The sequence below is a fragment of the Pararhizobium sp. genome, from assembly GCF_035497515.1.
Classification (GTDB): Bacteria; Pseudomonadota; Alphaproteobacteria; order Rhizobiales; family Rhizobiaceae; genus Pararhizobium.
The window spans coordinates 1-19,922 of the sequence record NZ_DATJDJ010000234.1 but is presented as its reverse complement, the minus strand read 5'-3'; the positions used below and the strand labels follow the sequence as shown (position 1 = coordinate 19,922).

At 60.7% G+C, this 19,922-nt stretch carries 18 protein-coding genes; 10 read left to right on the top strand and 8 right to left on the bottom strand.

Going from position 1 to position 19,922, the window contains the following annotated elements:
• Positions 1-15 precede the first annotated feature (15 nt).
• The 7 genes from VL202_RS24540 to VL202_RS24510 all read left to right on the top strand — a co-directional run bounded on the left by VL202_RS24540 (position 16) and on the right by VL202_RS24510 (position 7,816).
• Entirely contained in the window at positions 16-1,641 is a 1,626-nt protein-coding gene (locus tag VL202_RS24540) for an amidohydrolase (RefSeq protein WP_325466669.1), read from the top strand.
• 55 nt (positions 1,642-1,696) lie between these two features.
• The gene (locus VL202_RS24535; protein ID WP_325466668.1) at positions 1,697-3,286 is read left to right on the top strand and encodes an ABC transporter substrate-binding protein; all 1,590 of its coding nucleotides are present in this window, start codon (positions 1,697-1,699) and stop codon (positions 3,284-3,286) included.
• A 90-nt stretch (positions 3,287-3,376) separates the two neighbouring features.
• Positions 3,377-4,312, top strand: a complete 936-nt coding sequence (locus VL202_RS24530) for an ABC transporter permease (RefSeq protein WP_325466667.1) — start codon at positions 3,377-3,379, stop codon at positions 4,310-4,312.
• Between the two features lie 5 nt (positions 4,313-4,317).
• On the top strand, positions 4,318-5,139 hold the full coding sequence (locus VL202_RS24525; RefSeq protein WP_325466666.1) for an ABC transporter permease: 822 nt from the start codon (positions 4,318-4,320) through the stop codon (positions 5,137-5,139).
• Positions 5,136-6,044, top strand: a complete 909-nt coding sequence (locus VL202_RS24520; protein WP_325466665.1) for an ABC transporter ATP-binding protein — start codon at positions 5,136-5,138, stop codon at positions 6,042-6,044. Before VL202_RS24525 ends, VL202_RS24520 begins: the two co-directional genes overlap by 4 nt.
• Positions 6,041-7,003, top strand: a complete 963-nt coding sequence (locus tag VL202_RS24515) for an ATP-binding cassette domain-containing protein (RefSeq protein WP_325466664.1) — start codon at positions 6,041-6,043, stop codon at positions 7,001-7,003. Before VL202_RS24520 ends, VL202_RS24515 begins: the two co-directional genes overlap by 4 nt.
• Before the next feature lie 117 nt (positions 7,004-7,120).
• Positions 7,121-7,816 (top strand): gamma-glutamyl-gamma-aminobutyrate hydrolase family protein, encoded by a 696-nt coding sequence (locus tag VL202_RS24510; RefSeq protein ID WP_325466663.1) that lies wholly within the window; start codon positions 7,121-7,123, stop codon positions 7,814-7,816.
• 547 nt (positions 7,817-8,363) lie between these two features.
• Here VL202_RS24510 and dhaL read toward each other — a convergent pair.
• From dhaL to VL202_RS24470, 8 genes are all read right to left on the bottom strand, one after another.
• Entirely contained in the window at positions 8,364-10,169 is a 1,806-nt protein-coding gene (dhaL, locus tag VL202_RS24505; RefSeq protein WP_325466662.1) for a dihydroxyacetone kinase subunit DhaL, read from the bottom strand.
• 72 nt (positions 10,170-10,241) lie between these two features.
• The gene (locus VL202_RS24500) at positions 10,242-11,126 is read right to left on the bottom strand and encodes a sugar phosphate isomerase/epimerase family protein (RefSeq protein ID WP_325466661.1); all 885 of its coding nucleotides are present in this window, start codon (positions 11,124-11,126) and stop codon (positions 10,242-10,244) included.
• A 98-nt stretch (positions 11,127-11,224) separates the two neighbouring features.
• Complete coding sequence (locus VL202_RS24495; RefSeq protein ID WP_325466660.1) at positions 11,225-12,187, bottom strand: ABC transporter permease; 963 nt, start codon at positions 12,185-12,187, stop codon at positions 11,225-11,227.
• Positions 12,177-13,685, bottom strand: coding sequence for a sugar ABC transporter ATP-binding protein (locus tag VL202_RS24490; RefSeq protein WP_325466659.1), 1,509 nt, complete (start codon positions 13,683-13,685; stop codon positions 12,177-12,179). The genes VL202_RS24495 and VL202_RS24490 overlap by 11 nt, the downstream gene beginning before the upstream one ends.
• A 114-nt stretch (positions 13,686-13,799) precedes the next feature.
• A complete protein-coding gene (locus VL202_RS24485) occupies positions 13,800-14,747 on the bottom strand; it encodes a substrate-binding domain-containing protein (protein ID WP_325466658.1) in 948 nt (315 codons plus the stop codon).
• Between the two features lie 284 nt (positions 14,748-15,031).
• Positions 15,032-15,985 carry a sugar-binding transcriptional regulator gene (locus VL202_RS24480; protein WP_325466657.1) on the bottom strand — a complete coding sequence of 318 codons (954 nt, stop codon included), beginning with the start codon at positions 15,983-15,985 and terminating at the stop codon, positions 15,032-15,034.
• Positions 15,986-16,024: 39 nt separating this feature from the next.
• Positions 16,025-16,579 (bottom strand): SIS domain-containing protein, encoded by a 555-nt coding sequence (locus VL202_RS24475; RefSeq protein WP_325466656.1) that lies wholly within the window; start codon positions 16,577-16,579, stop codon positions 16,025-16,027.
• Positions 16,580-16,971: 392 nt separating this feature from the next.
• Positions 16,972-17,526, bottom strand: a complete 555-nt coding sequence (locus tag VL202_RS24470; protein WP_325466655.1) for a helix-turn-helix domain-containing protein — start codon at positions 17,524-17,526, stop codon at positions 16,972-16,974.
• A gap of 159 nt (positions 17,527-17,685) precedes the next feature.
• Between VL202_RS24470 and VL202_RS24465 the strand changes: the two genes are divergently transcribed.
• The 3 genes from VL202_RS24465 to VL202_RS24455 all read left to right on the top strand — a co-directional run.
• Entirely contained in the window at positions 17,686-18,321 is a 636-nt protein-coding gene (locus VL202_RS24465) for an NADPH-dependent F420 reductase (RefSeq protein ID WP_325466654.1), read from the top strand.
• Positions 18,322-18,374: 53 nt separating this feature from the next.
• The gene (locus VL202_RS24460; RefSeq protein WP_325466653.1) at positions 18,375-19,316 is read left to right on the top strand and encodes an SDR family oxidoreductase; all 942 of its coding nucleotides are present in this window, start codon (positions 18,375-18,377) and stop codon (positions 19,314-19,316) included.
• A gap of 12 nt (positions 19,317-19,328) precedes the next feature.
• A partial coding sequence (locus VL202_RS24455; protein WP_325466715.1) for an NADPH-dependent F420 reductase occupies positions 19,329-19,922 on the top strand: 594 nt, incomplete at its 3' end.

The following is a 19,922-nucleotide window of genomic DNA, read 5'->3' as shown; positions in this document are numbered from 1 at the left end:
ATGGGGGAGCTGTGAATGCCATTTGCAATTGAAGCCGATCTTATCTTGCACAACGGACGCATCTGGTGCGGCCGGGAGGAGGGCATCAGCAACGCTGTTGCCGTGTGGCAGGGCAAGGTTCTTGCAACAGGCAGCAATGCCGACATACTGAGCCTGAAGGGTTCGGCAACCGAGGTCATCGATCTGGAAGGCCGCTTTGCCAGCCCCGGGCTCATCGACAACCACCTGCACCTGATTGCAACCGGCATCGCCATGGGCTTCGTCGATGCAACACCGGCTGCCGCCCCGACGCTTGCCGCCCTGATGAAGGGCATTTCGGAGCGCGCCGCGACCACCCCGAAGGGCGGCTGGGTCCGCGCCCGTGGATATGACCAGGTCAAGCTCGACACCGGCCGTCATCCGACGCGCGAGGATCTCGATCGCGCAGCGCCGGATCATCCGGTCATGCTGACACGGGCCTGCGGCCATGTCTCGGTGGCCAATTCGCGGGCGCTGGCTCTTGCCGGCATCAGCGAACAAACCCCGGTGCCTGACGGCGGCGTCATCGGTCTGACCGACGGCAAGCTGAATGGATTTCTCGCGGAAAACGCCCAGAACCTCGTCAAGGCCGTTATGCCCGAGGCGACAACCGAAGAACTGATCGAGGGTATCGAGCGTGCGGGACAGCATCTGCTCTCTTTCGGCATCACCAGTTGCATGGATGCCGCAGTCGGGCATGTTGCCGGTTTCCCGGAAATCCAGGCCTATGAAATGGCCAAGGTCGCCGGCCGGTTGCCGGTGCGCGTCTGGCTGACGCTGCTGGGCGACCCCGGTGTTTCCATCGTCGAGGAATCGTGGCGCGCCGGGCTTGTCTGCGGGGCCGGCGACGACATGCTGCGTGTCGGCGGCGTTAAAATCTTCCTCGATGGCTCGGCCGGTGGCCGCACCGCATGGATGACCAGGCCCTATCAGGGCGAACCGGACAATATCGGCGTACAGATGCTGTCGGACGCGGTGGTCGAGCAGGTCGTCAAGGACTGCCACGACCGGGGCTACCAGATGGTTTGCCACGCCATTGGCGACGGGGCGATCGAGCAGTTGATCACGGCATACGAGAAGGCGCTTGCCGCCAATCCCGATTCTGATCGCCGCCACCGCATCGAGCATTGCGGCTTTCCGACGGCGGAGCAGAATGCGCGCATGAAGACAGCCGGCATTCTACCCGCGCCGCAGATGGCCTTCATCCACGATTTTGGCGACAGCTATATTTCCGTGCTTGGCGAAGAGCGCGGCGTCGCATCCTACCCGATCGGCACCTGGATGCGGATGGGCCTGAAGCCTTCGACGGGCTCGGATTCGCCGGTCTGCTCGCCAGATCCGTTTCCGAACCTGCACGCCATGATCACCCGCCAGACCGGCAAGGGCACGGTGATGGACGCCGCAGAGAAGCTCGGCCGCGCGGAAGCCTTGCAGGCCTATACGGAATACGGCGCCTGGTCGCAGAAGGCCGAGGCGGTGAAAGGCCGGCTCGTGCCCGGTCAATGGGCGGATATTGCCGTCTTCGACAACGACCTTCTGGAAGCTCCGGCCGCAACCGTTCTGTCAGGCACCCGCTGCCTGCTGACCTTGCTTGCCGGCCGCATCGTGTACGACGCCCGCTAAACGCCTGACGAATGATTGAAGCGATGCCGAAAAACGGCACGAAAGGGAGAACGAAATGCTCAAAAGACTGACACTGACCGCGATGCTCAGCCTTAGCGTTGCGACCGGAGCCCTGGCTGCGGGCGAACGCTCCGGCGGAACGCTCGTCTTCACTGCGCCTTACGGCTCCAGCTTCGCCACACTTGATACGCAGTCGAGCCCGAACACGCAGGAAGAGTTCATCACCCAGGCCATCCACCGTGCGCTCTACAGCTGGGATTCCATCCAGAACAAGCCGGTGCTGGAATTGGCGACATCCGAGGATGTGTCTGCCGACGGCACAGTGCGGACCTACCACCTGCGGGAAAATGCCGTTTTCCACAATGGCAAGCCACTGACCGCCGATGACATCATCTATAGCTACAAGCGCATCGCCAATCCGAAGAATGCCTTCCCCGGCGCCAGCTACATCGCCAATATCAAGGGCGCCGACGATTATATCGCCGGCAAGGCCGAAGAGATCAGCGGCCTGAAGAAGATCGATGACCACACGCTGGAAATCACCTTCACCGGCCCGTTCAACCCCGGCTTTCCGCTGATGCAGAATACGACGGTGATCTATCCATCCAATGTCGCGGATGAGGCAAGCTTCGCCACATCTCCTGTCGGCCTCGGTGCCTTCGTCTTCAAGAAACATGTGCCCGGTTCGCAGGTCGTCGTCGAAAAATTCGACAAGTACTACGAAGAGGGCAAGCCGTATCTCGATCGCATCAACATCGTGCTGATGGGTGAAGATGCAGCGCGCGACGTTGCTTTCCGCAACAAGGAAATCGACGTTTCGATCCTCGGCCCGACCCAGTACCAGGCCTATCAGGGCGAGGATGGCCTGAAGGACCATCTGCTTGAAGTTGCCGAAGTGTATACCCGCAACATCGGCTTCAATCCCGCCTTCGAACCTTTCAAGGACAAGCGGGTTCGCCAAGCGATCAACCACGCGATCAATGCGCCGCTGATCATCGAACGCCTCGTCAAGAACAAGGCCTATCCGGCCTCCGGCTGGCTACCGCTGTCATCGCCCGCCTTCGACAAGGATCAGGCGCCATACGCGTTTGATCCGGAAAAGGCCAAGGCGCTGCTCGCCGAAGCCGGTTATGCCGACGGCTTTGAATTCGAAGTGACCGCAAGCCCGAACGAAAGCTGGGGCGTGCCGATCGTCGAGGCCATCCTGCCGATGCTGAAGAAGGTCGGCGTGACGGTAAAGCCGAAGCCGGTTGAAAGCGCGGCGCTTGGTGATGCGGTCAGCTCGAATAACTTCCAGGCCTTCATCTGGTCCAACCTTTCCGGTCCCGATCCGCTAAACGCACTGCGTTGCTTCCATTCCAAGACCCCGCAATCGGCCTGCAACTATACGAGCTATGCGAGCCCGGAATTCGACAAGCTCTATGAGGCTGCCGAGCAGGAACGCGATCCGGTCAAGCAGAGCGATCTCCTGCGCCAGGCCAACAGCATCGTTCAGGAAGACGCCCCGGTCTGGTTCTTCAACTACAACAAGGCGGTCATGGCCTACCAGCCCTGGATCCATGGCCTCGTCCCGAACGCAACGGAACTGGCGATCCAGCCTTATGACGATATCTGGATCGATGAAACGGCACCGGCGCGTCAATAAGCCCTGGAAAATACGGGGCGGCCATGGAGTATCATGGTCGCCTCGGTATCGATTGCCGCACCGCCACAGGCGGCCAAAACGGAACCGCCGATGCTTCGTTTCACCCTGCGCCGTATCCTGCAGATCATACCCACGCTGATTGTGGTGGCGCTGCTGATCTTCGTTATCTTTTCCGTGGTGCCCGGCACCTTTGCCGCCAGTCTTTTCGCCGATGGCAAACGCGCGGCCGACCCGCAGATGATTGCCCGTCTGAACGAGGAATTCGGTCTCAACAAGCCGCTGGTCGAGCGCTTCGTGTCCTATGTCACGGACCTTGCGCAGTTCGATCTGGGCACCAGTTTCCGCACCCGCCAGCCGGTGATCGATCTGATCAACGACCGGATGGGCGCGTCCTTGAAGCTGGCGATCGCCGCCATGGTCTTTGCCCTTGTCGTCGGCGTGCCGCTCGGTTTCCTCGCCGCGATGCGGCCGGGATCGGTGCTCGATACTGTCACGATGATCGGCGCGGTTTCGGGCCTCTCCGTGCCGCAATTCTGGCTCGGCCTGCTGATGATGTATCTCTTCGCGCTGCAACTGAACTGGCTGCCGAGTTTCGGCTATGGCAACGGGTCGTTCCAGAACCTCATCCTTCCGGCCGTCACGCTCGGCGTCACGCCGCTCGCATTGCTGGCGCGCACGACGCGGGCGGGCGTGCTCGACGTGCTCAGCGCCGATTTCATCCGCACCGCGCATTCCAAGGGCATGAGCGAGATCAAGGTGGTCCGCTGGCATGTGGCGCGCAATGCGCTGGTGCTGATCGTCACCACGGTCGGCCTGCAGTTCGGTTCGCTGATCGGCCAGGCTGTCGTCATTGAAAAACTCTTCGCCTGGCCCGGCATCGGATCGCTGCTGGTGGACAGCGTTTCGATCCGCGACATTCCCGTGGTCCAAGGCACGATCCTGGTCATCGTGCTCTGGTTCCTCGTCATCAATACGGCCGTCGATCTGATCTATGCCGCGATCGATCCGCGCATCAAGCAGGAGTGACGCCCATGCGTTTCGGCTTCAACGTCTGGCTCGGCGCGGGCCTGACGGCGCTGGTGATCTTTGCGGGCGTGCTCGCCCCCTGGCTTGCCCATTTCGATCCGGTGCTTGACGCCGACCTGATGAGTTCGGAACTCCCGCCCGACGCCACTTTCTGGTTTGGCACCGATGCGCAGGGACGCGACGTCTACACCCGCATCCTCTATGGCGCGCAGATCTCGCTGACCGTCGGCATCGTTTCGCAGGTGATCAATTCGATTATCGGCATCACCCTTGGCATGACCGCCGGCTACTGGGGTGGCTGGTGGGACGACCTGGTGAACGGCCTCACCAATGTCATGCTCGCCATTCCTTCCCTGATCTTCGCGCTCGCCGTCATGGCCGTGCTGGGACCGGGCCTGCCGTCGCTCCTCGTCGCGCTGGGCTTCACCAACTGGAGTTGGACGTGCCGCATCGCCCGCTCCTCGACACTGTCGCTGAAATCGCAGGGCTACGTGCAGGCGGCGCAAACGCTCGGCTACGGAGACCTGCGCATCATGTTCACGCAGATCCTGCCCAACATGATGGGCCCGATCCTCGTCATGGCAACGCTGGGCATGGGCTCGGCGGTGCTGTCCGAAGCGGCTCTTTCCTTCCTTGGCCTTGGCATTCAGCCACCGTTCCCGAGCTGGGGCTCGATGCTGACGGATGCGCGCCAGCTCATCCAGCTTGCACCGTGGGTCGCCATCTTTCCCGGCTTGGCCATCTTCCTGTCGGTACTCGGCTTCAACCTTCTCGGCGACGGGCTGCGCGACAGCCTTGATCCGCACATGAGGACGCGCAAGCCATGACCGCGCCGCTGCTCGACATCAGAAACCTGCAATTGGGCGTGGCGATCGGCCGCTCCGTTCACCCGCTTCTCAAGAGCGTGTCCTTTCAGATCATGCCCGGAGAAGCCTATGGTCTCGTCGGTGAATCCGGTTCCGGCAAATCGGTAACGTCGCTTGCCGTGATGGGCCTGCTGAAGAAGCCGCTTGCCGTCTCCAGCGGCGAAATCCTGTTCAAGGAACAGAACCTGCTGGCGATGCCGAAGCGGGCGATGCGACGCCTGCGTGGCAACCGCATCGCCATGATCTTTCAGGAACCGATGACCGCGCTGAACCCGTTGTCCACCGTCGGCCGGCAGATTGCCGAAATGTTCGTGCTGCATCAGGGCAAGAGCTGGAGCGAAGCGCATAGGCTCGCCGTCGAGGCACTGGCCAGCGTGCGGGTGCCCAATCCAGACCGGCGCGCGAAAAACTATCCGCATCAGATGTCGGGCGGCCTGCGCCAGCGCGTGATGATCGCCATGGCTCTTGCCTGCAATCCCGACCTGCTGATCGCCGACGAACCGACGACGGCCCTCGACGTAACCGTACAGGCCGAAGTGCTGCGCCTGATCAAGGAACTGTGCGCCGAACGCGGTACGGCGGTGCTTCTCATCAGCCACGATCTCGGAGTGATCGCCAGCGTCTGCCAGCGCGTGGGCGTCATGTACTCTGGCTGTCTGGTCGAAGAAAACGAGACGCGCGCGCTGTTTGATACGCCTCGGCACGATTACACCCGCGGACTGCTCGGAGCCCTGCCACGCCTTGGCAGCCGCAGTCAGCATGGCCGAAAGCGATTGGTCGATATCGATAGCATCATCGCGGATCGCTCGAAGCTGACCGAAACCCGCTTTATCGCGCCGCGCATCGCCGGAGGAAGCCAGCCATGACCGTCCCGCTGTTGCAGGTGGACGACCTGCATGTCCAGTTCCCGATTTCCGGGGGTGGCCTGCTTGGCAGAGGCAGGCGCATGCTGCACGCGGTGAACGGCATCAGTTTTTCGCTCTCCAAAGGCGAATGCCTCTCCATCGTCGGCGAATCCGGCTGCGGCAAGTCTACAACCGCGTTATCGATCCTCGGCCTGCAGGAGCCGACAAAGGGTACGATCCGCTACCGCGGCCAGCCGCTCGCGGGAGATGGCGCACCGGGGCGGATGCAGCGCGCCAAGGCGGTGCAGATGGTGTTCCAGGATCCTTACGCTTCGCTCAACCCGCGCCAGTCCGTTCGCACGTCGCTCGCCGCACCGCTTCGGCTGCACGGCGTAACCGCAGCGTCGGAGATTTCCGATCGCATTGAGGCCATGCTGGCCAATGTCGGCCTGACGCCCGAACATGCCGGCCGCTATCCGCATGAATTTTCCGGTGGCCAGCGCCAGCGCATCGGGATCGCCCGTGCCCTCATTCTCGAGCCCGAGATCGTCGTACTCGACGAGCCTGTATCGGCACTCGACGTGTCGATCCGGGCGCAGATCATCAATCTGCTGCTCGATCTGCAGGAGAAACTCGGCCTGTCCTATCTGATGATCAGCCACGATCTCAGTGTCGTGGAGCATATGAGTGACCGTGTCCTGGTGATGTATTTTGGCCAGATCGTGGAGGAGGGCGGCTGGCGCGATATCTTCGAGGCGCCCACGCATCCCTATACGCGCCGGCTGATTGCCGCCATTCCCGATCCGGATGCCACGCTCGACACAGCGATGTTAGAGGATCGATTTGCAGGCAAGCCGCCGCTTGCCGCTCGCAGCTTCGTGTCGGACGGCACCACATCTGCTGACGTCTTCACCCCGCCCGCATCTTCCGAGCTTATCGAGATTGCCCCGCATCACCGGGTCCGCGTGGCGTTGCCATGATACGGTCGAGCAAAATCGTTTGAGATTGCAGAAGCATCTTCGAACTCGATACGTATAAATCGCAGGTCCCGTCGCAGCTGCGGAAAGCCCGTGCGCTGAACAACAGGTTGGAACACAATGCACCGCAAGCCGAAAATCGCCGTCATCATGGACGAGAACACAAGCGCCGGTGGCGGCGGTTATGAAATCTCGAAAGATTACTTTCGCGCCATCAGCCGGGCAGGCGCCTACGCTTTCGGAATACCTTTTGCGCCCGAGATGGTCGGTCACACCGTCGAAGAGTTCGACGGATTTCTGAGTGTCGGGGGACGCATCCATTTCCCCATGGAATGGTACGTCGAAGGCGATCAGTCCCGTTATCCGGCATCCGATCGGCTTGATGTCGAAATGGCATTGATGAAAGGTTTTCTCGAGCGCGACAAACCCGTCCTCGGCATCTGCAACGGCATGCAGATGCTCGGCTGCCTGAACGGCTGCCGGATGATGTCGGACGTACAGTCTTCATGGGCCGGAGCTATCGTGCACGACCGGGAAGGGATGCGCCATGACGTCGAAATCCGGCAGGGCACCAGAATGGCGGATATTTTCAAAGCCGAAACATTCAGCGTCAATACGTTTCACCGCGAAGCCATCGTCGAGGTCTCCGATGCGGTGGTCGTTACCGCCCGCGGCCCGGACGGCGTTGTCGAAGCGATAGAAGTCCCGTCGTCGTCTTTTGCCATGGGCCTGCAATGGCACCCTGAAAGGCTTGCCGCCGAAAGCCACCCCGGAACTCGCATCTTCGATGCCTTCGTGGAAGCGGCAAGCAGGTAAAGATGGGGCAGAGAGCAAGCGAGTTGTCGCCCGGACTACGTACGCATTCGCGATCGTAAGCCAGGCTCTCAAACAAATGTGCGACGCGGCTAAACCGTGGAAGCAGACTGCGATCGCGGCTGAGTGAAGTGCCCTTGCCGCCGCGCAACAGCCCTCCACCACCACTCTAACAAGGTGTCGGTCGGTCGAAACAGATTGCGTCCGTTCGATTCTCATCTTCCAGATGTTGAGTTGCTATCAGCAGCCTACGCGCCGTTCGGGATAGGAATCACGAGCGGGCGAGGGGACATTGGCGTGACCGGGGAATCGAAAGCCGGGCGAAACAGGAAACAGCCTGATCGGCAGCGTGTCCTGCGCACCAAACAGAGGACCGAGCGGCGACCAAGCCGCGACGATGTCGCGTAGGGGTGCTGTCCCGTTGTTTGAAAAGGTCATCATTGAGCATCGGGCCTTGGTTCAGGCCTTCTGACAACGTGGATGTGAAGCAGGCCCCCAACAAAACGCCACCGCATATGATTGACGCGGTGGCGTTTGCATGCCGTTCCATTCAAGATATGCGAGAGGGGCGCTGGGCGCGGCTGACCGGGTCGAGCGTCTGGGTCTCGAAAGACTGGCGCATGGCATCGATCATCAGAAAAGTTGAGGCCGAGCCGGGATCGATGTGACCGAGCGAGCGCTCGCCAAGCTTGGCGGAGCGTCCGCGGCGGGCCGCGATGTTGGCCGTCGCCTTCATACCGCGTTCGGCACCGGCGGCCGCTGCCCGCAGGCAATCGACGATATCGCCGCCCTCGGCCAGCGCTCTCTGTGCCTGCTCGACAGCAGGAACCCAGGCGTCGACCATGGTCTTGTCGCCGGGTTCGGCCTTGCCACGCTCGCGCACACCATTCGAGGCTCCGTTCAGAAACGCCACCACGCCTGCAGGGTCTAGGCGTTGGCGTCCGCCCGTCGTTTCGCCGGCGCGCAGGAATGCGCTGGCGTAGAGCGGACCAGAAGAGGCGCCGACTGCATCGAGAAACGCCTTCGCGATGCGGCGGCAGATTTCCTCAATGCTTTCCCGAGCGCCGATTTCAGCGATTTCGGTGCGAACGGCACGCCAGCCGATACCCATGGTCACGCCGTGGTCACCGTCACCGATGACGCCGTCCAGTTCCGATAGCCAGTCCGCACGGTCTTCGATCGCGAACGAAACCTTGCGCACCATCTCGGCAAATATCGCTGCCGTAAGATCGCCTTCCCCGTCGACTGCGCCGGTGGAGGCAGCCTGCACCTTGGCTTCGGTCGGGTGTTCGGCTGCGATGCGCTTCAGCCGGTCGGAAAACTGTTGAGATACCGGAACTGGCGGCGGGCCGACGCGCAGGGCCGGTGCGAGACAGGGATGATCGAGCAGGGAGGTCAACTCGTCATCGAGCTTGAGCAGGGTGATCGATGCGCCTGCCATTTCCAGCGAGGTCACATATTCGCCGACGAAAGAACGATGGATGCCGACGCCGAGATCGTCGAGAATGAGCTTGGCCCGGCGATGCAGCAGATAGAGCTCCATCGGTGAAGTGGAGCCAAGACCGTTGACGAGAAGCGCCACCTTGTCGCCCTTGACGAGCTTCAACTCACCCTGGATATGCTCCATCAGTTCGGCGGTCACCTCATCGGCGGTTTCCACGGCCGCACGGCGGATGCCGGGCTCGCCATGCACGCCCATGCCGATTTCCATCTGGTCGTCACCGATCTCGAAATTCGGCTTTAGGGTCTGCGGCAAGGAGCAGGCGCCAAGCGCCACGCCCATGGTGGCGGTGAGCCGGTTGGCCTTGCGGGTGACCGCTTCGACTTCGTCCAGCGTGCCCATCCGGTCTGCCGCAGCGCCCGCGATCTTGAACACGAAGAAGTCACCTGCGATACCGCGGCGGTCACCGGTCCGTTCAGAGGTTGCCGAGGCGACGTCGTCGGTCACGGGGATCGAGCGGACCTCGATGCCCTCGCGCTTGGCGTGCTCTGCCGCCATGTCGAAGTTCATCACGTCGCCCGAGTAGTTGCCATAGAGGTAAAGTACGCCTGCGCCACCGTTGGCCGCGCGCGTAGCTTCAAGGATCGGCTCCGGGGAGGGGGAGGCAAAGACGTTGCCGATAGCTGAGGCATCCGCCAAGCCGCGTCCGACATAGCCCGAAAAGGCTGGCTCGTGGCCCGAGCCGCCGCCGACGACGATGCCGACCTTGCCGTCGCGCGGCCCGTCGATCGCCACCAGAACCCGGCCTGTCGCGCCGAAGGAAGTGAGGATATCGGAATGCGCACCCAGCATGCCCTCGATCATTTCAGGAATGATCGTTTCGGGGGAATTCATCAGTTTCTTTGTCTTCGTCACGGCAGGATTCCTTGGAGTTGGCGCAGGCGGGGCGTTGGCATAGGTCAGCGGACCGCCGCGTCGGTCGTCATTTCAGGCAGCCTGCTTGAGCAGCGCCACAGCTTTCTTCATGTCTTCGAGAACGAATTCATCCGTTTCCTCGAAGGCGTAGATGATTTCCATCAGGTAGGTCTGGTCCGTCAAAGCATGCTTCTTCCAGAAGTCCCGCAGCCGCTCGGGCGTCACGATGCCCTCATGGGTGAAATTCCAGTGACGGTCGAGCAGGCCGTCCGTCTGCTGGATGTGATAGGCGTCGATATAATCGCCGCACGTACGCATCCAGTGCTCCATGTCCGCATCTTCCTTGAATAGCGGTGTGAACAGAGCATGGCCCCAATCCACCAGCAGCCTCACAGGCACGTCGGTCGCGCCGTCGAGATCTTTCATAAGACGCAACGAATCCGCCGCGGAGGAGGGGAATTCCGTTGCCAGCGGTACCGGCTCGATCATCAGCTTCGACAATCCCCGCGCCTTGGCATGACGCGACAGATCGACAATCGACTGCAGCGCCAGCTTGTAGATTTCCTCACGGCGGGCCGGGTTGACGGCATCGTCGGCGGAGTAGGAACCGAACGGCATGCCGGCAGCCGGCACCTGCATCTCGCCGGTCATATCGATGGCGCGCCTCAGGTGTTCCTTGCCCATCGCCCGCAGATCCTCATTGGGTGACAGGAAATGGTTGTAGGTGTAGGAGGCCAGCCCGCCGAAGGTGCTCTCGACCGTGACACCGGCCTCGGCAAAGCCCTTGGCATAATCGCGCGCCAGACGGTCGCGCTGGGTTTCCGGCCACCACGGATCGACGAGATCCCAGGTAAACTGAACGTAATCCATGCCGAGATCGTTCTTCACGACGGATGCCAGGCGTTGGCCGCCGAGCCAGCGCTTGATCGCAAAAGACAGGTTCAAACCGAGTTTCATATCTTTCCTCCACACACGGGTCCGGCAACCTCGCCATAACGGGCGCAGGAACAGCCGGGTCATTCAAGATCGAGGTCGGCGGGAAATCCGCCGGGCCGCTACAGTTCCTTGCGGATGTACCGCCGGGAGATCGCATCGAACGAGATGGCGAGCACGACGATCACGCCGCTGACGACACCCTGCCAATAGGGCGAGACGCCGAAGAGCACGATGATATTCTCGATGATGGCGATGATGCCGGCACCGAGGATCGCGCCAAGTGGCGTGCCGATGCCGCCGGTCGTTGCCACGCCGCCGATGACGGAGGCGGCGATAGGCGGCAGCACCCAGGTCTCGCCGATCGAGGGCTGTGCCGTGCCGAGACGCGCCACCATCAGCAGGCCGGCAAGCGCCGAAAGGAAGCCGGCAATGGTGAAGACCAATACCCGGATACGGTCGACCCGGATGCCGAGCATGCGCGCGGCGGCCTTGTTGTTGCCGATTGCGTACATGTAACGACCGAACGGCGTCTTCAGCGTAATGAAGGTTGCGATGGCAAGCACCACGATCATGATGACGAAGGGAACCGGCACGCCGAGCAAGTCGCCCCGGCCGAGAAACTGGATTTCCTTGGGCAGGTTGGTGATTGCCACGCCCTTGGTCAGGACCAGGTTGATACCACCGAAAATGCCGGCGGTTCCGATGGTCAGGACCAGCGAATGCAGGCGCATGGATGTGACCATGAAGCCGTTGAAGAAACCGAGTGCCGCACCCATGGCAAGTCCGCCTGCAAAGGCGACCGCCGGGTTGATACCGAAATTCACCATCAGCATGCCGGCAATGACGCCGCAGAGGCCGCCGATGACGCCGAGCGACAGATCGAGCTCCCCGAGGATGAGCAGCATTGCCTGGCCGATCGTAACGAGACCGACGAAAGCCAGCGAGCGGGCGATGACCGACATGTTGTACGACGTTAGGAAGTACGGCGACAGGATCGCGGAAACGACGAAGATGATGACAAGTGCCACGAAAACGCCGGCAAGCGGGTTCGTCACGAGAAGGGAGAGGGGTTTACGCTGCATTGTTTTTGGTCTCCGAACCGAAGATCGCTCCCACGAGCTGTTCATTGCTCGTCGTCGCGGTCTCGAAGCTTCCGGTAAGTCTGCCGGTGTACATTGTGATGATGCGGTTGGCGCATTTGCGCAGCTCATCCATTTCCGATGAAACGAGGATGATGCCGACGCCGCTTTCAGCCAGTGTCTTCATGATGCGGTAGATTTCCGCCTTTGTGCGAACGTCGATACCCTTGGTCGGCTCGTCGAAAATCAGCACGTCCGGCTTGGTGGCCATGGCGCGACCGATGATTGCCTTCTGCTGGTTGCCGCCCGAGAGAAACGCGATCTTCTTGTTCATGCTCTCGGTTTTGATGTCATAGGTGCGGATGATATCCGCGACCGCAGATTTTTCCTTCGGCGCAGAAATACCAAGCCAGCTGGCCGTCTGGGCAAGGATGGAAATGCCGACATTCTCGCGCACGCTGAGCATCGGCAGAATGCCGTGATGCTTGCGCTCTTCGGACAGGTAAAGCATGCCGTTGCGGACGCTGTAGTTCGTATCGCCCAGGGTCCAGGGCTTGCCCTTGACGGTGACGCTGCCCGCCTTGGCATTGAGGAACCCGAACAGGGTCTGCATGATTTCGGAGCGCCCGGCGCCGACGAGACCCGCGAAGCCAAGAATCTCTCCCCGCTTCAGGGTGAAGGACACATCCTGAAAACGGTGACCGGAGAGGCTCTTGACGTCGATGATGGTCTCGTCGGGGGCTGCCGGCTGGGCGACCGGCCAGAAATTTTCGCTGAAAGCCAGCTCGGATCCCGACATGCCCCGGATAAGGTCGGTTTCCGTGATATCGGCGATCTTGCCGTCTTCGACCTTTTCGCCGTTGCGCAGGATCGTGTAGTCGTCGCCGATCGTAAAGACCTCGTCCATCTTGTGCGAGATGAAGACGATGGCGTGATCGGCGCTGCGGAAATCGTTGATGACCTTGAACACCCGGTCGACTTCCGTTCGTGTCAGCGCCGATGTCGGCTCGTCAAGGATCAGCACCTTCATCTGCTTGTTGGTGGATGCGCGCGCAATCTGCAGGAGCTGCTGGTCGGAGACGGAAATGTTGCGTACCAGATCGGACGGGCGCGCCTCGATGGCGAAGCGGTCGAGATAGATCTGCGCTTCCTTCTCGATCGCCTTGAAATCGACGATGCGTGGGGAAAAGCCGGAGACGGCATAAGGGATGAAGAGGTTTTCCGCGACGCTCAGATGCGGGAACAGATTGAGTTCTTGCGGCACGTAGCCGACATATTTGAACAGGTCCGGCGTTTCGGCGGCATTCTTGCCGTCAATGAAAATTGTTCCGCGGCTCGGCGTGTCGGAGCCGGTGACAATCTTGACGAGAGTGGATTTACCCGCGCCATTTTCGCCGGCGAGAATGTGCACCCGGCCGAGTTCAAGCTTCAGGTCGACGCCATCGAGCGCCGTGACGCCGGGAAAGTCGCGTCCTATTCCCTTGATTTCAAGAAATGCCATGTCTGGATCCTGGTCTTGAACTGCCGGTTGCGGCGGCCACCAGCCGTCGTCGGGTTGCACCCCTGGTCGAGGATGCAGGGTCACCGGCCGTGAGAGCCGGTGACCGCGCGTAGCTTATTGGCCGACATTGTCCTTGTTCAGGATGGCGATGCCGGTGTCGATGTATTTCGGTGTGTCGAGGCCGATCGCCTTCTGCCACATGGTCATGACAGCCCAGTAGCCCTGCATTTCAGGCTTCGTCGAGGACGAGCTGTCGGCAACGCCGTCTCGGATCAGCTGCAGCATTTCCGGCAAGTCGTCGAGGCCGACGAGGGTGACCTGACCGACCTTGCCGGCTTCCTGGATGGCCTGACCGATACCGATCGGGCCAGCAGCGTCCGAGGCAACCCAGCCCTTTAGGTTGGGGTTGGCCTGCATGATCGCAGCGGCTTGCTTCTGCGCGGTCTCGATGTCGTCATTGTCGATGCCGGTCGCGACGACCTTCATGTTCGGATACTGGTCGAAGATCTTTTGGTGGCACTCAGCGCGGATGGCGTGGTTTGGCGCGCTCGGCACGCCCATCATGATCGCGACTTCACCCTTTTCACCAAGCAGCTCGACGAGGCGGCGAGCGGCGATGTTGGCCTGTTCGCAGAAGTCGTTGCCGATGCTCGTCAGGTTCATGTCTGCAGGCGGAACGGAATCGAAGATTGTGACCGGAATTTCCTGGCCGATCGCTTCCTCGAGGGAGGCGCGGTTGCCGCTGGCATCGAGAAGGTCGATGGCGATGCCATCGGGACGGGTGGCGATGGAGCTTTCGAGGATCTGGTTCTGCTGGACAACGTCGGCCTGCTGCGGCGCGCTGTAGTCGATCTGAACGTCGGAACCCGTCTGCGCTTTGATGACGGCGGCAGCCTGTTTGGCGCCATCGTTCACCTTGTCGAACCACGGATGGACGACCTTCGGTATGATGACGAAGCGGTAACTTTCCTTCTTGACCATGCCGGGGGCGTCCTGTGCCATGACGGCGCCGGGGACGATGAGTGCTGCTGCGGCAAGCAGCGAAAGCGTAATTCTCTTCATGATTTCCTCCACTTTAAAAGGGCTATGGCGTTTTAAACCAGAAAAACCATCCGTGACCGTGCCTTACGCATGCAGGCGGTCGCGGACCTCCTCCCGATCCACATCCACTCAGTCACTGTATCAGATGTAAATTACAAAATACAAGTATGTGTAATTTTAAATTTACATCTATATCGCAACGCAAGAAATCGATGTCAAAACCTGTGCAAATGCAAAAAGCCGCCCCACATTTGCAATGCGGACGGCTTGAAAGAGTTGAGAAAAATCGATTTGAGCGGGTTCGGTCAGGATTCGTAAATTAGCGCGCGCGCGACGACATCGTCGGTAACGAGCCGGTTTACATATCTACCCCGCAGCACGGCACGGATGATTGGCAATTTGTGGCGGCCGCCGGAGGCCAGGATGGAAACCGGCTTTGCCTTGAGTTTGCTCAGCGGCAGCGCCATGATTGACTGGTTGATCGGGTGGGGCAGGATGCATCCTTCCGGATCGAGGAAACAACCGAGAATCTCACCGACAGCGCCCATTTCCAGAAGCGACGGCAGGTTCTCCCGGATGATGCCAAGCGGCATGACGCGCGAGCGGTGGGACAGGTCGCCGCAGGCAACAAGGGCGATCTCCGCTTCTTCTGCCTTGGCCATGACCGCCGCGATCTCGTCATGCGCAAGCAGCACTTCCCGGCTTTCACGGGTGGGACAATAGATCGGCGCCGTCAGATAGTGACACTCGACATCCAGCGACTGGGCCAGTGCGGTCGAAAGTTCGAACGTGTTGGTGCCGGAGCCGCGCGTGACCGCCCCCATCATGCCCACGACCCAGGAACTCTTGAGGCGCCGTTCGGAAATGCGACGTACCGCGTAGCTCAGCGTCTGGCCGCCGCTGACACCGATGCCGTGGCGACGGGAAACATGCGAATCGAGCATGATGCCTGCCGCCTCGCCTATGGTGCGCTGGGACCCGAGCGGATCCTGCACCGCCGGTACCACCATTGCATCTTCCAGCCCGAAACGCAGCTTCAGCTCTTCCTCAAGCTTGATACAGTCGATCATCGGCATGCGCAGATCGACCACGACAGCGCCCTCGGCGCGAACGGCGCCAATGATCTTGTTGACGCGCAGCCGGGTGATTTCGAGCTGGTCGGCAATTTCCTGCTGGGTCAGACCGGCAACGAAATAGAACCAGGCAATGCGTGCCTTGAGATGATCGCTCTCCGCTTCCAGTGAAAATCCGTTGTTCACGCCTGCTCCATTGCTCGAAACCGTCTTGGGAGATCGCCGTTATTCCAGGTTGGTGTGGTTCCCGCGCATCGCTTCCGCGGTGACGCCGAGCCGTTCTTTCAACTTGAGGATCATTCCCTCGTACAGGATGTATTGGGCACCCTCGTAAAGCGAGCCCATCGGTAGTACCGAGGTCGCGGCAACGCCGACGTCATCAGCCATCGTCTGCGCCGGGATGTGAACCACGCAATCCGCCATTTTTGGGCAGGCACCGTCAGGCTGGGCAGTGAAGCACAGGGTCTTAGCACCGTCCTTATGCGCGGTCGTCATCAGGGCTGCGACTGTGGAAAAATCGCCGGGACCGGCCGACACGATCAAGAGATCGCCCTTGCCGACATGGGCGACGGTCATATCGCCGACAACGGCAACGTCGAGGCCAAGATGGTATAGGCGCATTGCTAAGCCTTTGATCTGTAGCCCTTCGCGACCGACACCATAAAGCATGATACGGCGCGCATTGACGATTACATTCACCGCCGCATCGATCTGAGCGTGGTCGAGCTGATCGAAAACGGAGGCCAGTTCGTTGAGTGCGTTGTGGTAAAGCGAGGACAAGGCAAACTCCTGATCAAATCATCGTTGGTGTCCAATAACCTGATTATCCTCGACCCTCCAATAGGCGAGTTCGCCTCAGCCGTGAAATATGAGAAGAGGGATGCAGGGAGGCGTTGGGGCGGGAAGCAGCAAACGTGCGTAATTTTGGTCTTTGATGACGCCGCTTATTTGGTTGTTCCCGTCGAGGCTTGACAACGAGGCAATGTTGCACGGATCGGACTGTGGGGCGATATACCCCCTACCTCCATCAGTCGGCGCCTGAGGCCGTCGATTTGCTCTTCGGGCATCTCGATCTTGAAGGGGCGCACGGTTTATCTCCGGTAATGCGGCTCTACTAACATTGTCCGTCGGTCAAGAGCACGTAACCCACCCAACTGCCCCGAGTCTTTGGTTCAGCCGACGCGACCTAAAAGGACGGTGCTCGTGATGAGGTGAACGAGATGATCCGCTCTCGGCGCGAACGATGGCTGATCGACCGCCCAGCCGAGCGCCGTCATCAGCGCGAAAAGGTCGTCTCCGTTCATGTCGGGGCGTGCCGTGCCTTCTGCTTGGGAATTCGACAGCAGCCGCGCGCTCGTCGAGTGCACTGCCGCGCACGATGCGTAAAGCGCTGAGGCCGGGTTCGTGTGGGCCGCCGCCATCATGGTCACGACACCTCTATAGCTCCGGGCGAACTCCACCCATTCCCGAATCCATGACCTGAGCGCTACGTCAGGCGGATTCGACGATTCCAGCGCGACGGCTTTCTGGGTCAGCGCATCCAGGTTCGTGCACAGCAAGGCTTCGAACATCGCCTCTCGTGTCGGGAAATGACGAAGCAGAGTGGCTAATCCAACGTCGGCCCGACGGGCAATATCGCGCATCGACGCGTCGGATCCATGCTCGGCGATCACCGTGCGCGCGACCTCCAGAATGCGGCCGTAATTTTTTTTCGCGTCTGCTCGCATAGTTTTGCCTTGATAAATGGATCAGTGAACCGTATATGTGGAGCACTGATCCATATAAATGGATCGCTGATCCGTTAGATACAGTGCCTCCCCGTTATTGGCAACCGGGCGCTACCCACGACGCGAAGAAAATCCTCGAAAAAGGCAAGGAGCAGGAACATGGGTACAATCAGTATAATCGGCTCCGGCGGGATGGCAGCCTCTATCGGCGGCTTAGCCGCCAAGGGTGGACACGCTGTCGAAGTGACCAGTCGTGATGCCGCCAAGGCGGGGGCGCTTGCTCTTGAAATCGGAGCTGATGCGACGGCGGGAGGGTTCGGCGAGGCCCCATCCGGGGACATCGTCATCCTGGCCGTTCCTTACTCAGCCGCTCTCGATGTTGTGAGGCAGTACGGCGAAAAGCTGGCGGGCAAGATACTTGTCGACATCACCAACCCCATCAAATCCGACCTTTCGGGTTTTCTGACCCCTCCGGACAGTTTCGGAGCAAAGGAGATCGCCAAGGTTGCCCCCGCGAATACGATAGTCGTCAAGGCCTTCAACACCCAGAACGCCCGCGTCTTGGCGTCCGGTCCAGTCCAGGGCCATCCCCTGGACGTGTTTATTGCCGGAGACGACGCGCAAGCGAAGGCACGCGTTTCGGCGTTCATTGAGAGCCTCGGACTGCGCGCGATGGATACCGGTCCGCTGACCATGGCCAGGACGCTGGAGCATGCCTGCATGTTGTGGCTGGGCCTCATGGCCCATTCCGTCAAACACGGCAACTTCGCAATCGGCGTCAGCCTTCCTGGTTGAGCCCACCGACAACGTAATTTCTCAAATCCCCATCACTCACAAGGAACAGTATCATGCACGTTTTCGTCACAGGTGGGACCGGCCATTCCGGTCCGTATATTATCTCCGACCTCATCGCGGCCGGACACGAAGTCACCGGACTGGCCCGATCGGACGCAGCCGCTTCATCGATATCCGCGCTCGGCGCAAAGGTTCGTCGCGGTGATATTTCCGACCTCGACGGCCTCAAGGCGGCGGCCGCGGAGGCCGATGGCGTTATCCACGTAGCGCACAGACAAGACCTGCTGCCTTCCGGCGGGCTCGACGCCGTAGCCGGCGCGGAGGTCTCGATCATGCTCGCGTACGGTGAGGCTCTGGAGGGCACAGGAAAGCCGCTGGTCGTCTCGGGAAGCATCGGCTCGCCCGGTTGGGACGGCCTTGGTAGGCCGGCCACTGAGGAGGACCCTGCTCTTCCGGGAGGCGACGTTTATAAAGGGACCCTACGGGCTCGCAATATCGTAGAAACGACCGTGATCGGCCTGGCGGAGCGGGGAGTGCGGTCTTCGGTCGTGCGGATTCCACCGGTCATGCACAGCACGACAGACAATGCAGGCTTTATCCCGCTGCTGATCGGGCTTGCCAAGGAAAAGGGCGTCATCGGCTATCCCGGCGACGGCAACAATCGTTGGCCGGCCGTGCATGCTCAAGACCTTGCTTCCCTGTTCCGTCTGGCCCTTGAGAAGGGCGAAGCTGGAAAAGCCTGGCACGGAATCGAGAGTGAGGGCATCCGCTTCCGCGAGATCGCAGAGGCTATCGGCGGCCGTCTGGGCTTGCCCGCGGTGAGCATTCCCGCGGATGTGTTAATGTTGCCAGGATACTTCGGGTTCCTCGCGAATCTGGTCACCCTGGACGTCCCCGCGTCGAACGCCATCACGCGCCAGGCTTTGGGATGGGAACCCGTGCAGCCCGGCCTGCTCGAAGACTTCGATAACGGCCATTACGTCCCGGCTGCCTGACGCCCTTTAGAAATCACTGACAAATTCAACTCTTTCAGGAGACTAGACATGAGCACGATCAGCATCATCGGCTCGGGAACCATGGCCGCTGCGATCGGCGACCGTATTGCCAAGGCAGGACATAATGTAGAAGTCATCAGCCGTGACCCGGCCAAAGCAAAGGCGCTTGCCGAGCGGCTGGCAACCGGAGCGACCACAGGGGCATACGGAGCCGCGCCTTCGGGCCACATCGTAATCCTCGCCGTACCGTATAGCGGTGCTGCGGCTGTGGTGTCCGATTTCGGAGAAACGCTCGCTGGCAAGGTGATCATTGACGTCGCTAACCCGGTCAATGCCGATCTGTCGGGCCTCGTGACACCACATGGCAGTTCGGGCGCAGAGGAGACTGCCAAAGGTCTGCCCGCCGATGCACATCTCGTGAAGGCATTCAACACGATCTTCGGTCACGTCCTGGCGAAGGGAGGCCGTCTCGATGCTTTCTTTGCTGCCGACGATCCGCAGGTCAAAGCGCGTGTGTCGACTTTTCTCGAGAGCCTGGGCCTGCGTCCATTCGATGTCGGCGGCCTGCAGATGGCCCAGACGCTCGAAGCACTCGGCCTGATGATG

Bases quoted from the DNA above. Each gene is read 5' to 3' on its own strand.
- VL202_RS24540 (WP_325466669.1), top strand. From the start codon at position 16: ATGCCATTTGCAATTGAAGCCGATCTTATCTTGCACAACGGACGCATC.
- VL202_RS24535 (WP_325466668.1), top strand. From the start codon at position 1,697: ATGCTCAAAAGACTGACACTGACCGCGATGCTCAGCCTTAGCGTTGCG.
- VL202_RS24530 (WP_325466667.1), top strand. From the start codon at position 3,377: ATGCTTCGTTTCACCCTGCGCCGTATCCTGCAGATCATACCCACGCTG.
- VL202_RS24525 (WP_325466666.1), top strand. From the start codon at position 4,318: ATGCGTTTCGGCTTCAACGTCTGGCTCGGCGCGGGCCTGACGGCGCTG.
- VL202_RS24520 (WP_325466665.1), top strand. From the start codon at position 5,136: ATGACCGCGCCGCTGCTCGACATCAGAAACCTGCAATTGGGCGTGGCG.
- VL202_RS24515 (WP_325466664.1), top strand. From the start codon at position 6,041: ATGACCGTCCCGCTGTTGCAGGTGGACGACCTGCATGTCCAGTTCCCG.
- VL202_RS24510 (WP_325466663.1), top strand. From the start codon at position 7,121: ATGCACCGCAAGCCGAAAATCGCCGTCATCATGGACGAGAACACAAGC.
- VL202_RS24500 (WP_325466661.1), bottom strand. From the start codon at position 11,126: ATGAAACTCGGTTTGAACCTGTCTTTTGCGATCAAGCGCTGGCTCGGC.
- VL202_RS24495 (WP_325466660.1), bottom strand. From the start codon at position 12,187: ATGCAGCGTAAACCCCTCTCCCTTCTCGTGACGAACCCGCTTGCCGGC.
- VL202_RS24490 (WP_325466659.1), bottom strand. From the start codon at position 13,685: ATGGCATTTCTTGAAATCAAGGGAATAGGACGCGACTTTCCCGGCGTC.
- VL202_RS24485 (WP_325466658.1), bottom strand. From the start codon at position 14,747: ATGAAGAGAATTACGCTTTCGCTGCTTGCCGCAGCAGCACTCATCGTC.
- VL202_RS24470 (WP_325466655.1), bottom strand. From the start codon at position 17,526: ATGCGAGCAGACGCGAAAAAAAATTACGGCCGCATTCTGGAGGTCGCG.
- VL202_RS24465 (WP_325466654.1), top strand. From the start codon at position 17,686: ATGGGTACAATCAGTATAATCGGCTCCGGCGGGATGGCAGCCTCTATC.
- VL202_RS24460 (WP_325466653.1), top strand. From the start codon at position 18,375: ATGCACGTTTTCGTCACAGGTGGGACCGGCCATTCCGGTCCGTATATT.